The organism is Pseudomonas sp. LB3P14 (genome assembly GCF_054898045.1).
In genome coordinates this window covers 3,886,032-3,902,967 of record NZ_CM142714.1, presented here as the reverse complement: position 1 = coordinate 3,902,967, position 16,936 = coordinate 3,886,032, and the positions used below count along the sequence as shown (strand labels likewise).

The window sequence follows — 16,936 nt, the reverse complement described above, 5'->3', positions numbered from 1 at the left end:
GCCGTGCGTGGGCACTGTTGCCCGTGTAAAACTTATCTGTTTACGCGGCTTTACGGCTGCTTCTGTGATCTCGGATTGTGTTCACGAAGCTGTACAGCATGCCGGTGATTTTGCCCGTTTCTTCGTCCAGACTTTTAATATCAATCCCGTTTATGCTGTTGACGGACAGTGCGCCGGCATACTCGTGAATACTATCCATACTTGATTCAATAGCCTCTGCGAGTCCGAGAATTCCGCTTTCAAACGCATCCATTTTTTCGCTTGATTTCCCCTTGCTGGCCCCTATTGCTTCATTGAGTATTTCCGGTAGCCCCAGTATGACGCCCACGCCACTACTGATTGCGCTCACTGCTTCCGAAGGAAGCCCGGTCAGCGTTGCCTTCAACAGTTCACTGGAGGCGAGAGTCGTGGCTTCTTTTGTAAGTTTCAACTGCGACTTTTGAGAGCTGAAGTTCATGTTTTGATATTTTGCTTTTATATATTCACCCGGCTCCATCTGCTTATATTCAGCTTTTTTGATTATTTTTTCCGCGCTCAGTTTATTGGTTTTCAAGTTTACTGACGCGCTCAGGCCTGTTCTTTCGGCAACGTAATCCACGAGGCCGCTGACTGCGATTTTGGCGCCGAACCCTAACCCTGCACCCACCACGTTACCGACACCCGGAGCCACTGCGCCCAACGCCTGGGCTCCGATACCTACGGCAAGCCCCACGCCATAGCTGAGGGCTTTACCTGTCACCAACACCATCGCCCTGCGCGTCGCCGCAAGAGCTACGTCTGAACCTGAGCCCATCGTTCTGAGCTGTTGACCTGCATCCTGCACCCGGCGCTTGGTGATCCCGAGTATTTCTATTTGACGAGTCACCTGTTTATTCATTTGGACCTTTAAACGCCTTGTCGCTGATGCCTGGCGGTTTTTGGCGTAGCTGGCGTTTTCCGAGGCAATGACTCTGTCTATTCCAGCGTTGACATCAGCCACAGTGGGCCATTTGATCTCGCCATTGACGTCTATGTAACCGATTGGATTGTTTCCCACAAACGCATACAGATTCAGCCCGTCCACATTCCCGGCCGGATCGGCGCTGATCCAGCGTCCCAGCCACGGCGCGTAATACCGCGCGCCGTAGTAACACAGGCCGCTGACATCCATTTCCTTGCCCGAATAACGCACGGTCTTGTAATCGGCCTCTACCGCCGAACGTGCCGTCAGCGAAGCGGTTGCACCGTACGGGAAATACTTTTCGTCACTGATCAATTGCGCCTGTTGATCCAGTTCCATCACGCTTGAGCCCAGGTGATCAGTCACCGTGTAGCGCAGTTGATCGTTAGCGATGCCAGACGGTTTACCGGTCAGCCAATGCAGGCAGCGCACCTCGCCGACACCCAATCCCAGGGTGATGACGTGCAGCTCTTCGCCGTTGTCTTTACTGCGGATTTCCAGCCCCGACAAATAGCGCACCTCAAGAAAGTGGCTGACTTTTGCGGTGTGGGTATCGTGGCGTTTGTAGACCCGTTCGCCCTGGCTGTAGCGGTAATACTCGTCGTCGTTGGCGCCGCTGCCATTGCGGTCGACGAGGGTCACTTTTTCCAGTTGACCGCGGCTGTTCCACGCCATGGGCTGGCCCGGTTGCAGGGCCAGCAGGTTGCCGGCGCGGTCGAACAGCGTGCCGAAATCCGGCGGCGGATCACCCGGTTTCCAGCGTACGCCCCGGTTGCTGGCAGGGGCGATGGCCATCTCGCGGGTATGGTTGGCGCCATCGCGGACGTGGGTGGTTTTGACCAGGTTGTCGCCGCTGTCGTACTCGTAGATTTCCGTGTAATTGCGTCGGTCGTTGGGGTCGGTCGGCTGTGGTCGTCCGGGGTTGTCCGACGGTATGGCATCGGCAGGTCCGGTTGCGCTGTGTAAGCGGTACCGCGAGTCATAGGTGAATGCGCGGTGGCCATCGACCCGCTGGTTGGCAAAAAACGTGGGCGTGAAGGCATGGTCGACGATGGCGGTGATGTTGCCCATCCGGTCGTATTGATATTCGAGGTCCTGAAGAACCGACGATGGATCCTTTTGCGCGATTTGCCGGTGCAGGCGACCGTCGGCCGGATGGTAATGCCAGCGGCTGGTGACGCCATTGCCGGCCCGTTGCTCAATGATCTGGCCGGCGGCGTTGTACTGCGCATGCTGCAGCACTGTTTGCCAGTCGGCTTCGTCCTTGAGCTGCAAGATGACGTGCTGAAGTTGTCCGGCCACGTCGTATATTGATTGTTGCGTGTGCTCGCCGGCATCGATCTGTTCCAGCACAGTCCCCAAGGGGCTGAACGTGCGCTGGCTGACAAAGGCCTTGGCATCGTGAAAGGTGCGGATTTCGCGCAGCGCCGCGCCGGTCAGGCCGAAGCTGTGAAAAACCACCGTGCCCGACGGGTCTTTCAACTCGGTCATCTGCCCGCGCAGGTTGTGGTCAGGGTCGGCCGTGGCGTCGGCGTACGTGAGGGTTTCGACGTCGGGCACCGCGTTCTCTTCGATGGCAACCGGGCGCAACTGATCGTCGTAGGTTGTACGCCAGTGATTGCCACGAGCATCCCAACGCTGGCGTTCCTCCCCGGCCAGCCCCGGCAGAACCAGGCTCGGGCCGTCGTCGACGCTGTCGACCTTGAGCGGCTGGCCGCCCAACTGGAAAACGGTCACCAGGTTGGGGGCGGACAAACGCGAATCCTGCTGCTCGACCAGGCGCCCGGCAACATCGTGGCGCAAGCGTGTGATGAGTCCTTCCACCGGCCCGTCGGCGACAGTGCGCAAATAGGCGACATGTCTGATTGGCAGGCCCCGGCTGCCATTGGCAGTGAGCGAGGGTGTGCGCCGGTGGACCGAGCTAGGCACTTTTGGTCCACCAGTTGCTGGAGTGTGGTTTGGTCGGATGAGCTTGTCGTCTTAAATACTGATTATCCGTGGTGCCCATTTCTTTGTAGGCGGCTAAACCTCGTTGGGCATGAGCTATGTCGTAAAGGGCGGCGCTGGTTTGCTGGCGCAAGCCCGATCGGCTGATCGGTGCCAACACTTCTTTCGGGGTCGTGCCGTTGACGTTGGGGAGCACATCGCCCGGATAGAGAACTTCTTTACCCAATGCATTGAAAGCGTTTTCGGCCCATGCCGAACGTTCCTCGAGAGCGGTTTGCCAGTCGCTAAGCATCGTCTCGATCTTGCCGATCTTGACCGGATCGAGCCGGTTCTTGATGTCTTCGCCTTCTATCGCCCGGGCAAACATGTTGATAGTGGCTGGAATTATCGATATCCATGAGGCCATCACCCTGTTCATCATGAAATCGGGGTTGAGGACAGAGTCGAGCGCCGGATGCATGCTCTGATCCTTGAAATCGCTCCAGTTGCCGATTTCCTTGACGGCATCAGTGATGCCCAAATCGCTATCGATCGCCGAAACGGACATTTTCGATGTTTGCGGGATCAGCGGGCCGACACTGAGCCCGATCGAGTTCAATGGCGGGTCTGCCATCGCGCCAGCCACGTCGCCGCCGATGTTACCTCCGACCAGTCCTCCGGGCGTTGTGTAGGGCGTTGTGAAGGGGGCGTTTGGAACTGCCAGATCAAATTGTCCGCCGCCGATCACTCCGCCTTCATAGCCAGCGATCCCTCTGACGGTTTCTCCCGCCAGATTGGTCGCCAGACTTTTTACGATGCCCTTTTGCTGGATGATGTTGTGAAGCTGTCCGAGTAACTGCTCGGCGTGTCCACCCACTTGGGAAACAAAACCTGAGTAAAGCATGATCACGGATTCCGCTCTGGCCCCTCCCGTAGGGTCCACATATCCCATCGGGTTGTTCCCGACAAACGCATACCGATTCAGCCCGTCCACATCCCCGGCCGGGTCGGCGCTGATCCAGCGACCCAGCCACGGCGCGTAATACCGCGCCCCGTAGTAGATCGACCCGGTGACATCCGTTTCCTTGCCCGAATAGCGCAGGGTTTTGTAATCGACCTCGACAGCGGAACGCGCGGTCAGAGAGGCAGTGCCGCCGAACGGCAGATACGTTTCCTCGCTGATCAGTTGCGCCTGTCCATCCAGCTCCTTGACCGCCGAACCCAGATGATCCTTCAGGGTGTAGCGCAGTTGATCGGCATCGATGCCCGCCGGTTTGCCGGTCACCCAGTGCAAGCAGATCACGCTGCCAATTCCAATGGCGAGGGTAATGACATGCAGCTCTTCGCCGGTGTCCTTGTTGCGGATTTCCAGCCCCGGCAGATAGTGCACTTCATGGAAGTGACTGACTTTTGTGGTGTGGGTTTCGTGGCGTTTGTAGACCCGTTCGCCCTGGCTGTAGCGGTAATACTCGTCGTCGTTGGCGCCGTTGCCATTGCGGTCGACGAGGGTCACTTTTTCCAGTTGACCGCGGCTGTTCCACTGCATGGACTGGCCGGGTTGCAGGGTCAGCTGGTTGCCGGCGCGGTCGAACAGCGTACCGAAATCCGGCGGCGGATCACCTGGTTTCCAGCGTACGCCCCGGTTGTTTGTAGGGGCGATGGCCATCTCGCGGGTATGGTTGGCGCCATCGCGGACGTGGGTGGTTTTGACCAGGTTACCGCCGCGGTCGTACTCGTAGAATTCCGTGTAATTGCGCCGGTCGTTGGGGTCAGTCGGCTGTGGCCGGCCGGGGATGTCCGAGGGTGGCGCGTCGGCAGGACCGGTTGCGCTGTGCAACTGGTACAACGAGTCGTAGGTGAATGCGCGATGGCCATCGACGCGCTGGTTGGCGAAAAACGTGGGCGTGAAGGCGTGGTCGAGGATGGCGATGATGTTACCCACCCGGTCGTACTGGTATTCGAGATCCTGAATGACTGACGCTGGATCCTTTTGCGCGGTTTGCCGGTGCAGGCGTCCGTCGGCCGGATGGTACAGCCAGCGGCTGGTGACGCCATTGCCGGACAGTTGTTCAATGATCTGGCCGGCGGCGTTGTACTGCGCATGCTGCAGCACTGTTTGCCATTCGGTTTCGTCCTTGAGCTGCAAGTTGACCTGCTGTAGTTGTCCGGCCACGTCGTACATCGATTGTTGCGTGTGCTCGCCGGCATCGATCTGCTCCAGCACAGTCCCCAAAGGGCTGAACGTGCGCTGGCTGACAAAGGCCTTGGCATCGTGAAAAGTGCGGGTTTCGCGCAGCGCCGCGCCGGCCAGGCCGAAGCTGTGAAAATCCACCGTGCCCGACGGGTCTTTGAACTCGGTCATCTGCCCACGCAAGTTGTGGGCAGGGTCGGCCGTGGCAGTGGCGTAAGTGAAGGTTTCGACGTCCGGCACGGTGTTCTCTTTGATGGCCGTCATGCGCAGTTGATTGTCGTAACTCATGCTCCGGTGATTGCCATGCGCGTCCCAGGTCTGCACGATTTGCCTGGCCAGTCCCGGCAGGATTGTGCTCATCCCGGCATCGACACTGTGAGTATTGAGCGCCTGGCCGTTCAGATTGTGAACGGTGGTGGTATTCGGCGTAGGCAGGCGCGGATCCCGTTGCGCTACCGGCCGACCGGAAACGTCGTGCTGCTGACGAGTGATGAGCGTCTGTACTTCACCACCCGCTACCTTGCGCAGGTATTCGATTTGCCTGATGTGCAAGCCTTGCGGGTTGGTGACGGACACCGAAGGCGTGCGCCAGTGCAGATTGCCGTTCATGGCTTGGCCTTCTTCGCAGGTTTGGCAGTTTTCGCTGGCGGTGTGTCGTCGGTGTCGTTGAAGTCGTAACTGCATTTGAACCAGGGATGCAGGATGTCGAAGGCCCAGTGTTTCAGAGCATTGATCGTCTTGATCGGTCGCCCCAGCGCGTCATAGAAAAGCTGGTCGTGATACCCGTGTTGGCGCATCGAGCTGTCATTGATGTAGCGATGGGTATTGAGGAAATACGGCTGGTAGACCCGGATAGGTTCGCCTTTATGGTTGTACTCGACGCGCCCGCTGGCTCGCCAGCGCGGATCGGCTGGCGCTTCTATCGGCTTGCCTTCTTCGTCAACCTCGAGATTGCCATCGGGCGTGGACACATACGCAGGCCCCGGTGGAACCCATTGTTTGCTTTGCAGCTCACGGCCGAAGCCATCGAGGTAGCTGATGATCATCTGGATCAATTGCAACGGGTCGTAGTGGTAACGGTCGGCTGTGAGAATGACGCTGTGCACCGGTTCGCGCGAGGCGGTGCGGATGTGTTTGAGCAGGGTCTGTTCGCTGGCGGTGCGCTTTTTGAGGTGGGTCAACCAGCGCAGGGCTGTTGCCCGGATACGCCCGTTGGGCAGCATCAGACCCCTGGCGATCCATTCCTTTCGTTTGCGTGGCAGCATTTTTGGTGGAAGCGGAGTCATCCAGCTGAACAGATCGGTACGCACTACACTGGCGGCGCACGCCAGTACTTCTTTCGGATTTTCGATGGCGTATTTGGGGCTAAAGTCGAACTGTGGTGGGTATTCCGAAATCGGCTTGAAGCCGTCCTCCTTCCCGTCTTCGGTACCATAAAAGCTGTTCGCTATGGGCTCACCTCCTGGTCCATACAGTACTTCCTGAATGTTGTCGTTGGCGTCCTTGATGCTCAGCGGCAAGAGGGTGTGATAGTCAGGCGTGACTTTGGTTGTGCATCCGTCCGGCGTGGTGATCGCGATGACCAGCAGATGGTAGGCGTCGTGGGTGATTTGCGTCACACCATGGCTGGCGGTCTGCTGCACGGCATTGATCTGGTAAAAGTCGCTGGCACCGGCGTAGGTGAAAAAGCCGCTCAGGGCCGACCACAGATTTTCCCGCCCGTCTTCATCCGGGGCATCTGGAAAAAACAGTTTCATGGGCGCGTAGCCGATTGTTCTCAGCTCGTCACGAATAATAATCGCAACGTCGTCATAGGCTGCCAGAGCCTTTTTGTCGAACACGGCCTGTTCCGTCGGCCCCGCCAGCGGCGGGTAAAGGATCTTGCCTTCGGCGTCCTCCAGATACGTTTGCCTGAAGAGCGATGTCAGGGCGCGCTGAGCTTGCCACTCGGGGCTGGCCTGATGCTGCAGGAATTTTTCGTAGCTGATCTGAGCTTCGGTCAGCCCCAGCGGCAATGCTCCCTTGGATAACATCAGCGCATTACTGCGTTGGCGCGAGGGTAACCCGAGCAACCAATGGGGCTCGTCGATGAAGTGAATGAAGTCGGCGAGGGCTTCTGCCAGATAAAACCCTCGCTGTTGATCATCAAGGCTGTCCAGCCAGGCACGCCGCTGATCTTCCTCCTCGAACGGCGGCTCGTCGGTTTCCGTGCGGCGTCGTGCGCAGTCGACAGTGAAACTGTGGACGACATGGCCGAACAGATCCCACTGCATATTGACGACATGCTGACAACGCGGGTCATCCGTGAAGCGCTCGTACGCATAGCTGCGTGCTTCCTGTTCCAGCACCAGCAGGCTGGAAGGTCTGCTGCTGGTTTGCCGGACCCGAGAGCGATGCTCGGTCAGGGAAAACAGGCGGGCGGGCTCGGGATCGTCGGCCTGTGACACTTCGGTACGCAGCAATCGACCACTGAGGGCGTAGGCGATTTCATTTTTGTCGACTGGATAGGGCTTGCGGATCAGATCGGTGCCCTTGATCTCGTTGAATCTGGAATACAGGGTGCGACCAAGCGGCTCAGCATCAGTGTCGAGTTGGCAAGTACCCTTGAGTTCGGGGTCGATCTTCTCCCCCTTATGAAACCAGTTTTTCACTAGCATCGGCGCTGTATGTCCGCTTTCAGCCTTGCCCGGCTCCAGCTCACTGTCCGTCTGATACACCCGCCCGAAACCGCGAAACTCTCGTTCCAGACCGTCGTAATAACCCTCGAAATACTTTAGAAACTGCATCAGGTAATTGCCGGTGATCTCATCGTCCTGGCGCAACCAGGCGAGCACTTGCTGGGAAAACGGCAAGTGGCAGACCGGCTTTTCCCCGGCCGCCAGCACTTCTTGTTTTTCATCCAGCCAGCATTGCGCACTGCTGACATACCCGAGCGTGGCGCTGTAACCCATGTTGTTGTTGCAACCGTTGAGCAGGTACGGCCGCTCGCTGACGAAGTGATACACCCAGTGCTGCGGCGTCATGTGCGGCACCGTCAACAGCAGGCTGGCGCAACCCAGGCCTTGCAGGTCGGCGAAGGTCACCTGGCAGAGGTTGTCGTAGCGAATGCCCACGGGCCATGGGACTTTCACCGGTTCCTGCGCCAGGCCATTGCCGCCGTGGTTGAACCAGATCTCGAAGTAATCCGAGAACAGGTAAATGAAAGCCGGAGCACCGGAACCGTCCAGATCAGCGAGACGCACCTGATCGGCATTGAACTCGCCATACTTGAACGGCAAGTCGCTCAGCTTGAAACCTGTGCCGAACCGGCCGTGGCCCAGGCTGATCCAGCATCTGATTTCATCTTCGCGAATCCGGCATAGCTCAGTGCCGCTTGCGCCCATACCGCTGATAGTCACCAGTTCGCTGCGGGCATCGCTGAACAGCGGCAATCGGTCCGGGCCATGGGGTACATCTTTCCCGGGCGCAAAACCCTTTTCCCGCAAATTGGCATACATCCGCACACTGTTCGGGCCGACCAGTCCCAGGGAGGACAGACCATCCCCGCTCAAGTCGCCCAATTGCGCCAACGGGTGGAAGAATTCCAGCGGAAACTGGCTGAACGGCTTGAACGGCGACCAGGTTTGATCCGGATTGAGCGTGTAGTAGCCGCTGCCGCCCGGTTGCGCGACGATCCAGTTTAGATTCCCGTTGCCAGTGAGGTCGGTGAGGATCTGCACCACCGGTTTGCTGCTGTCCGCGGTCGGGATCAGCGGTAGCAAGGTCCACGGGCCGTAAACGATTTCATGAGTGCCGGGCTCGCCCCGCAAGGGCTCGCGGTAGTACCAGGCGCCGTCGTACTGACACAGGATTCCAGGCACACCTTCGCCGTAGAGGTCGACGCAGTGGTAGGGCTGGCCGTCGTTGAGGCCGGGCATGTGATCGAGTGGCAAGAAGGGTTGGGGCAGGGTATTGAGTTCGAACAGCGAATAGAAGTACTCAAGCGGTGGTGAGTATTTGACTTGGCCCTCGGCGTCGTAACTCATGTAGTGCGCCGCTGTCAGCTGGTTGTAGCGTTGTGCCGTGGTCTTGTATTCCAGCAACAGACGATTGACCAGCACCTTCTCGGGGCCAATGTTGTTGTACATCAGAAATTGCCGGCACAGGCGCCGGGTGCCTACTTCGAAACCGTAGCGATGCATGCGTGAAGGGTCGGAGCGCAGTGGCCAAGCGTTTTCATCCGGGGCGTCAAACGGCGGGACTGCGGCCAGACCGGCGTCGCGTTCACCGTAGTCCACTACCATCCGGAAATACCAATCCAGATCCTGCGGTTTTGCATTATCAAGACACAGCAGTTCGGCACTGGCGGTTTTGTTGCCGTAGCAGATCTGACGCAGGTAGCGCTGAGCCCGATAGTCAAAACGGTCGTCGGGGGTTATGTCGTCGTGCTTGAACTCGAAGAAAACATGCTCACCCACGGCGTTCATGATTTCCGTCAGTAACCACACGGCAATGTGGTCTGGGGTATCAGGGTCGTAGCTGCACGAAGCCGGGCTGTTGCCGTAGCAATGCTGCGTGCCGTCGGCGCCATGCACCAGCCAGTATCCGGGGCCACCCTCGGTGGGCGTCCAGAACTCGTAACGACTGAACGTACCTTCCAGACGCGGGAAGTAGCGCACCACCGAATACTTTTTGGCCGCCCGGCCTTTGCCGCGCGCGCGCCTGGTCGCCTTGATCTTGCCCCGGGTGGTCAGCTCGGGCCTGAGCTCGGTGCCACTGGCTAGCATGACATCGGATGCCTTGTATTCCGGTACGCCTTTGCTGGTCTTACGGGAGATGGAGGGCAGATTCAAATCCCAGCCGAGGCCGCACTTGCCGTTGCCCGAATTGCTGTCATAGGACAGCAGCAGCTCGGGATTCAGCGTGCGCGCCGCCAGGAAAGGCAGCGGCAGAGTGTAAGACATTTGACCGGTCGCACCGATTTTCCCCCAGCTGCGGCCATGGGTGGCAATGGACGCCGTTTTGGCGATAGAGGGCGGGGTAACGAGCGCATCTGCATCATTGGCCATGGCAGCGAACCTGTGAACCGGGGGCAGGGAAGCGTGGAATACCGGTGAGATCCCACGCTAGCAGAGCTCGTGCGAGTCGTAACCTGTCATATATGACAGGTGCCAACCGCGCCGCCGTATGACAGGCGAAAAAAAGCCGGGCGGTCATTGCTGACCGCCCGGCTTTTTCTGTCGAAGGAAACGCTTACTGCACTTCCACCGCCAGGCTTTCACTGATCTTTTTCTGCCAGATGGCAGGACCGGTGATGTGTACCGACTCACCCTTGCTATCAACCGCAACGGTCACCGGCATGTCTTTCACGTCGAACTCGTAGATCGCTTCCATGCCCAATTCGGCAAAAGCAACAACACGGGATTTCTTGATGGCTTGCGCCACCAGATAAGCCGCGCCGCCGACAGCCATCAGGTAAACGGCTTTGTGGTCCTTGATCGCTTCGATCGCGGTAGGGCCGCGCTCGGATTTGCCGATCATGCCCAACAGGCCGGTTTGCTCGAGGATCTGACGCGTGAACTTGTCCATCCGCGTGGCCGTGGTCGGACCGGCAGGGCCAACCACTTCTTCGCGCACCGGATCAACCGGGCCGACGTAGTAGATGAAGCGACCTTTGAGGTCCACCGGCAGGGTTTCACCCTTGTTCAGCATCTCGACCATGCGCTTGTGCGCAGCATCGCGACCGGTGAGCATCTTGCCGTTCAGCAGGACGGTTTCGCCCGGCTTCCAGCTCTGCACGTCTTCCGGGGTCAGGGTGTCGAGGTTGACGCGACGAGCCGACGGGCCAGCTTCCCAGACGATTTCCGGGTAGGCGTCCAGCGGTGGCGCTTCAAGGGAGGCCGGGCCGGAACCGTCGAGCACGAAGTGCGCGTGACGGGTAGCGGCGCAGTTCGGGATCATGCACACCGGCAACGAAGCGGCGTGAGTCGGGTAATCCATGATCTTCACGTCGAGCACGGTGGTCAGGCCACCGAGGCCCTGGGCGCCGATGCCCAGTTGGTTGACCTTCTCGAACAGCTCCAGACGCATCTCTTCGATACGGTTGGACGGGCCGCGCTTTTTCAGCTCGTGGATGTCGATGGATTCCATCAACACTTCCTTGGCCATCACCGCGGCTTTCTCGGCGGTGCCGCCGATGCCGATGCCGAGCATGCCCGGTGGGCACCAGCCGGCGCCCATGGTCGGAACGGTCTTGAGCACCCAGTCGACGATCGAGTCGGACGGGTTGAGCATGGCCATTTTCGACTTGTTCTCGGAACCGCCGCCCTTGGCTGCCACGTCCACTTCCACGGTGTTACCCGCAACGATGGAGTAGTGGATAACGGCCGGGGTGTTGTCCTTGGTGTTTTTACGAGCGCCCGCCGGGTCGGCGAGGATCGAGGCACGCAGAACGTTTTCCGGCAGGTTGTAAGCCCGGCGCACGCCTTCGTTGATCATGTCGTCCAGGCCCATGGTGGCGCCATCCCAACGTACGTCCATGCCCACGCGTACGAATACGGTGACGATGCCGGTGTCCTGGCAGATCGGGCGGTGGCCGGTGGCGCACATGCGCGAGTTGATCAGGATTTGCGCCATCGAATCGCGAGCTGCCGGCGATTCTTCGCGCAGGTAGGCCTCGTGCATCGCCTGGATGAAATCAACGGGGTGGTAATAGGAAATGAACTGCAGGGCGTCGGCAACGCTCTGAATCAGGTCGTCTTGCTTGATCACGGTCATGAGTCGCGCTCCTCTAAAAGACGGGAACATTCAATAAGGTGCTTGCAGCTTGGGTGCATCGGTCGGTTGCAAGCACCTTTCAAGGCACGCCGGGCATGCTGGCGCGACGCTAAAAAGGCGCGGCAGTATAACGCGCCTCGGGGGCGGGTACACCCGCCGGTAGTCAATCGTTGGTCGCATAGGGTTGGGGGTGGTTGGGGGAGCGACCCCTCACCCCAACCCTCTCCCCAGAGGGGAGAGGGGGAAAGGGAGCTGATTTGTGTGGTTTTCGAAGCCTGAGTTCGACTCGGTAATTCAGGTCGATGTATGACTGAAGAAACCCTCGGTCAGTCCCCTCGCCCCTTGGGAGAGGGTTAGGGTGAGGGGAAATGGTTCACACACGGAGTCATGTCATTGACGCCAGTTTTCCGCCCTGAAAATTGAATGGTCATTTATCAGGCACGCTACTAAAGTGGCAATCGGTCTGTAGAGTAGGACACTCAAGCAGCCTCCTTTCGCACGGTGAGTCAACGATTGACCCATAACGCCATCCAGCGCTTGTTACTCAAACGCTTTGCCCTCGCAGCCGGCACCTACGCCCTGGCTTTGCTGCTGCTGTGGCTGGCTTTTTTCACGGGTCATTACGATCAACCCTTGGACAACGTGGCCATCGGCAGTGCGCTGGTGGTGATCAGCCAGGCGGCGTTGTTTGCGGTGTTTTACAGCGGCTGCAACCTGCGTTTTTCCGACCCCAGCCTGACCGAAGTGCAAGTGTTGCTGGGGCTGGGCTGGCAAACCTGGCTGATCGCCCATCTGGATGAGGCACGCGGCGCGTTTCTGGTGTTCTACGTGCTGATTCTGCTGTTCGGGTTGTTTCATCTTTCGCGCCTGGCCTTTCTACGGTGCGCGCTGTTGGTGTTCACAAGTTTCAGCGCCATTACGCTGTGGGGGGGTTACCAACTCCAGTTACCCGACCCGGCGTTGGCCGCGTTGCAGGTGTGCGTGCTGCTCATCGTGTTGGTCTGGCTGGAGCTTTATGCCCGTTACGTCCAGACCTCGCGTCAACGCATGCGTCAGCGCCGATTTGCCTTGCAGGCGCATCAGGACACCCTGCGCGGGATGATGCGTCAGCTTGAAGACCTGGTGGCCACCGACGAATTGACCGGGCTATTCAATCGCCGACATTTCCTGCGCCTGGCCTCCCGAGAACTGAACGCCATGGACGCCGATGTCGTGCATGGCCTGGCGCTGATCGACCTCGACCATTTCAAACGGATCAACGATGTGCACGGCCACGCCGCCGGCGATCAGGTGCTGCAAGCCTTTGCCGCCGTGGCCACCGCTTGCTTGCGTGAGGGTGATGTTCTGGCCCGTTATGGCGGCGAAGAATTTGTCGTGCTGTTGCCCGATTGCAACGCCGAACGCCTGACCTCTTGTTGCGAGCGGCTGCGCATCGCGTTCACCGATGTCGAACTGATCGGCCTTAACGTCAGCCATCTCAGTTTGTCGGCGGGCATGACGTTGCTGGAGCTGGGCGACGATCTCGACGAAGCTTTGCAGCGCGCCGATCAGGCGCTCTATCGCGCCAAGCGTGACGGTCGCAATCGTTGCGCGGCGGCGTGGGAGAACGTCGATGCCTGAGTTACGGGTCGGCGAACGCCAATGGTCGGTGGCGGCGGGCAGCAATTTGCTTGATGCGTTGAATCAGAACGGCGTGTCTGTGCCCTACAGCTGTCGCGCCGGCAGTTGCCATGCCTGTCTGGTGCAATGTGTACAAGGGCTGCCCAGCGATAGCCGACCCGATGCCCTGAGCGCAGACCAACGTCAGCAAGGCTGGCGCCTGGCGTGTCAGTGCCAGGTGGTCGAGGACTTGCAGGTGCACACCTTCGATCCGCAACAGGACGGTCGCCCGGCCGAGGTGGCGGCTGTCGATTGGTTGAGCACCAGCGTGTTGCGTTTGCGTCTGACCCCTCAGAGTCCTTTGTGCTACAGCGCCGGGCAGCATCTGGTGTTGTGGGCGGGCAACGTGGCGCGCCCGTATTCGTTGGCCAGCCTGCCGGATGAAGACCGTTTTCTGGAGTTCCATCTCGATTGTCGCCAGCCGGGGGCGTTCAGCGATGCTGCCCGTCAATTGAGCATCGGCGACTCGATCCGTCTCGGCGAGTTACGCGGCGGGGCATTACAATACGACCCGGACTGGAACGCCCGACCCCTGTGGTTACTGGGGGCCGGTACCGGGTTGGGTCCGTTGTTCGGCATCTTGCGTGAAGCGTTGCGACAGGATCACCAAGGCGCCATCCGTGTTATTCACCTGGCCCATGATGCCGATGAGCACTATCTGGCCAAACCGCTGCAGGCCATGGCAGCCAGCCGCCCGAACCTGAGCATCGAGCTTTGGACGGCGGCCGAGTTGCCAGAGGCTTTGGCGCAACTGCGGCTTGTCTCCCGGCAAACCCTGGCCTTACTCTGCGGGGCCCCCGACAGCGTCGATGCCTTTGCCCGGCGCTTGTACCTGGCGGGATTGCCGCGCAATCAACTGCTGGCGGATGTCTTTGTTCTCCGTGGTTGAGCGCTGAAATTCAGACGCGAGACCCTCCATGAGCGATGCCATCCAATTTGAGCGCGAACGCGGCCTGCTGACGCTGCGCCTGAACCGCCCCGACAAGAAAAACGCTTTGACCCGCGCCATGTATAGCCACTTGTCCGAAGCGCTGAAACAGGCCGATACCGATCCTGAAATCAATGCAGTGCTGATCACCGGTAGCAGCGAATGCTTTACTGCCGGCAACGACATCGGCGACTTCCTGCAACAACCACCGAGCAACCTCGACAGCCCGGTGTTTCAGTTCATGCTCACCTTGCTCGAATGCCGCAAACCGGTGATCGCCGCCGTGGCCGGTGCCGCGGTGGGCATTGGCACGACGATGTTGCTGCATTGCGATCTGGTGTATGTCAGCCGCGATGCGCGCCTTCGCATGCCTTTCGTCAATCTTGGATTGTGCCCTGAGTTCGGTTCCAGCCTGATCCTGCCGCGCCTGCTCGGGCAGGCCAAAGCCGCTGAGTTGTTGCTGCTGGGCGAAGGCTTCAGTGGTGAGCAGGCTGCGCAGTGGGGGATTGCGACTGAAGCGTTGGGCAGTGGCGAAGCGGCGTTGGCCAAGGCGCGGGAAATGGCATTGCGATTTGAGTCGCTGCCGCCGGAAGCGGTGCGCATCAGCAAGCAATTGATGAAAGCCCCGGACCGGGAGTTGCTGCGCAAGGCAATAGAAGAAGAGAGCGCGCTGTTTACTCAGCGGCTGCGTTCACCGGAAGCGATTGCGGCGTTGTCGGGGTTTATCAACAAACACTAGCCGATCATTCCCACGCTCCGCGTGGGAATGCTTCAACGGACGCTCCGCGTTCGGCTTTTGGGACGCGGAGCGTCCCGGACTGCATTCCCACGCGGAGCGTGGGAACGATCATCGGAAACCAAAAAAGCCCCGCCATTCACATGGCGGGGCTTTTGTTTTTCAGCGCATTGTCACTCAGACCTGCGGATCGCCAACATGCAGGATCTTCATCCCGTTGGTGCCGCCGGTGGTGTGGTAGCTATCACCCTTGGTCAAAATCACCCAGTCACCCTTCTCGACAACGCCACGCTTGACCAGCTCGTCGATCGCCTTCTGGCTCACTTCGTGCGGCTCCAGCGAAGCCGGGTCGAACGGCACGGTGTACACGCCACGGAACATCGCTGCGCGCGCCTGAGTCTCGCGGTGCGGCGAGAAGGCATAGATCGGCACCGAGGAACGGATGCGCGACATGATCAGCGGGGTGTAGCCACTTTCGGTCAACGCGATGATCGCTTTCACGCCCGGGAAGTGGTTGGCGGTGTACATGGTCGCCAGCGCGATGCTCTCGTCGCAACGCGTGAATTCGGTGCCGATGCGGTGGCCCGAAGTCTTACCGGTCGGGTGCTTTTCAGCGCCGATGCAGATACGCGCCATGGCTTGCACAGCTTCCAGCGGATACAAACCGGCAGCACTTTCAGCCGAGAGCATCACGGCGTCGGTGTAGTCGAGCACGGCGTTGGCCACGTCGGACACTTCGGCACGGGTCGGCATCGGGTTCTGGATCATCGACTCCATCATCTGGGTCGCGACGATCACAGCCTTGTTGTGGCGGCGTGCGTGCAGAATGATTTTCTTCTGAATGCCCACCAGCTCGGCGTCGCCGATTTCCACACCCAGGTCACCACGGGCCACCATGACGGCGTCGGAAGCCTTGATCAGCGCGTCGAGGGTTTCGTCGTCGGCCACAGCTTCGGCGCGTTCGATCTTCGCCACCAGCCAGGCAGTACCGCCGGCTTCGTCGCGCAGTTGACGGGCGTATTCCATGTCGGCGGCGTCACGCGGGAAGGACACGGCGAGGTAATCGACTTCCATTTCTGCGGCGAGCTTGATGTCGGCCTTGTCTTTTTCAGTCAGGGCCGGTGCGGTCAAGCCGCCACCGCGACGGTTGATGCCTTTATGGTCGGACAACGGACCGCCGATCAGTACGGTGCAATTCAGCTCCGTGGCATTGGCGGTATCAACGCGCATGACCACGCGGCCGTCGTCGAGCAACAGCTCATCGCCTACGCCGCAGTCCTTGACCAGGTCCGGGTAGTCGATACCGACGACGGTCTGGGTGCCTTCGGTCAGAGGATGGCTGGTGGAGAAGGTGAATTGATCACCGATCTTCAGCTCGATCTTCTTGTTGGCGAATTTGGCGATACGGATTTTCGGGCCTTGCAGGTCACCCAGCAGAGCGACGAAGCGGCCGTGCTTGGCAGCGAGGTCACGCACCAGCTTCGCGCGAGCCTTGTGCTCGTCGGGGGTGCCGTGGGAGAAGTTCAGGCGGGCGACGTCCAGGCCAGCCAGAATCAGCTGTTCGAGAACTTCCGGCGAGTTACTGGCCGGGCCAAGGGTAGCGACGATTTTGGTGCGACGGACGGACATGCATAGACTCCTGAGTTCAAGCGCTGAGTGAGGCTACTATGGTCTTGGGGTGTAGTCATTGTTCGTTTGCACTACTTATTGGTTTCTTTATTGAACGTGGGTGGGGCAGTTTTTCTGCGAGTGACATCGACCGTTTGTCTGGACTGTCATTTCTATCAGGTAGGTTTGGGC

8 protein-coding genes are annotated in these 16,936 nt (G+C 59.4%); 3 read left to right on the top strand and 5 right to left on the bottom strand.

Annotated elements, in window-relative coordinates; genetic code table 11:
* Positions 1-40 precede the first annotated feature (40 nt).
* The 4 genes from ACYZT5_RS18085 to ACYZT5_RS18070 all read right to left on the bottom strand — a co-directional run bounded on the left by ACYZT5_RS18085 (position 41) and on the right by ACYZT5_RS18070 (position 11,813).
* Positions 41-2,869: an RHS repeat-associated core domain-containing protein gene (locus tag ACYZT5_RS18085; protein ID WP_462046767.1), complete on the bottom strand. Its 2,829-nt coding sequence runs from the start codon at positions 2,867-2,869 to the stop codon at positions 41-43.
* Complete coding sequence (locus ACYZT5_RS18080; RefSeq protein ID WP_462046766.1) at positions 2,862-5,666, bottom strand: RHS repeat-associated core domain-containing protein; 2,805 nt, start codon at positions 5,664-5,666, stop codon at positions 2,862-2,864. Before ACYZT5_RS18080 ends, ACYZT5_RS18085 begins: the two co-directional genes overlap by 8 nt.
* Positions 5,663-10,105: a SpvB/TcaC N-terminal domain-containing protein gene (locus tag ACYZT5_RS18075; RefSeq protein ID WP_462046765.1), complete on the bottom strand. Its 4,443-nt coding sequence runs from the start codon at positions 10,103-10,105 to the stop codon at positions 5,663-5,665. The genes ACYZT5_RS18080 and ACYZT5_RS18075 overlap by 4 nt, the downstream gene beginning before the upstream one ends.
* 184 nt (positions 10,106-10,289) lie before the next feature.
* Positions 10,290-11,813, bottom strand: a complete 1,524-nt coding sequence (locus tag ACYZT5_RS18070) for a fumarate hydratase (protein ID WP_462046764.1) — start codon at positions 11,811-11,813, stop codon at positions 10,290-10,292.
* 513 nt (positions 11,814-12,326) lie between these two features.
* Here ACYZT5_RS18070 and ACYZT5_RS18065 point away from each other — a divergent pair.
* From ACYZT5_RS18065 to ACYZT5_RS18055, 3 genes are read left to right on the top strand one after another with little or no spacing between them, the layout of a single operon-like run.
* Positions 12,327-13,433, top strand: a complete 1,107-nt coding sequence (locus tag ACYZT5_RS18065) for a GGDEF domain-containing protein (protein ID WP_462046763.1) — start codon at positions 12,327-12,329, stop codon at positions 13,431-13,433.
* The gene (locus ACYZT5_RS18060; protein ID WP_462046762.1) at positions 13,426-14,361 is read left to right on the top strand and encodes an iron-sulfur-binding ferredoxin reductase; all 936 of its coding nucleotides are present in this window, start codon (positions 13,426-13,428) and stop codon (positions 14,359-14,361) included. The genes ACYZT5_RS18065 and ACYZT5_RS18060 overlap by 8 nt, the downstream gene beginning before the upstream one ends.
* Positions 14,362-14,389: 28 nt before the next feature.
* Positions 14,390-15,139, top strand: coding sequence for an enoyl-CoA hydratase-related protein (locus ACYZT5_RS18055; RefSeq protein ID WP_462046761.1), 750 nt, complete (start codon positions 14,390-14,392; stop codon positions 15,137-15,139).
* A gap of 174 nt (positions 15,140-15,313) precedes the next feature.
* Here the strand turns inward: ACYZT5_RS18055 and pyk are convergent, their stop codons facing one another.
* Positions 15,314-16,765, bottom strand: coding sequence for a pyruvate kinase (pyk, locus tag ACYZT5_RS18050; RefSeq protein WP_462046760.1), 1,452 nt, complete (start codon positions 16,763-16,765; stop codon positions 15,314-15,316).
* Between the last annotated feature and the right edge of the window lie 171 nt (positions 16,766-16,936).

Excerpts from the sequence above, each read along its gene's own strand:
- ACYZT5_RS18080 (WP_462046766.1), bottom strand. The coding sequence starts at position 5,666 with ATGAACGGCAATCTGCACTGGCGCACGCCTTCGGTGTCCGTCACCAAC.
- pyk (WP_462046760.1), bottom strand. The coding sequence starts at position 16,765 with ATGTCCGTCCGTCGCACCAAAATCGTCGCTACCCTTGGCCCGGCCAGT.
- ACYZT5_RS18055 (WP_462046761.1), top strand. The coding sequence starts at position 14,390 with ATGAGCGATGCCATCCAATTTGAGCGCGAACGCGGCCTGCTGACGCTG.
- ACYZT5_RS18060 (WP_462046762.1), top strand. The coding sequence starts at position 13,426 with ATGCCTGAGTTACGGGTCGGCGAACGCCAATGGTCGGTGGCGGCGGGC.
- ACYZT5_RS18070 (WP_462046764.1), bottom strand. The coding sequence starts at position 11,813 with ATGACCGTGATCAAGCAAGACGACCTGATTCAGAGCGTTGCCGACGCC.
- ACYZT5_RS18075 (WP_462046765.1), bottom strand. The coding sequence starts at position 10,105 with ATGGCCAATGATGCAGATGCGCTCGTTACCCCGCCCTCTATCGCCAAA.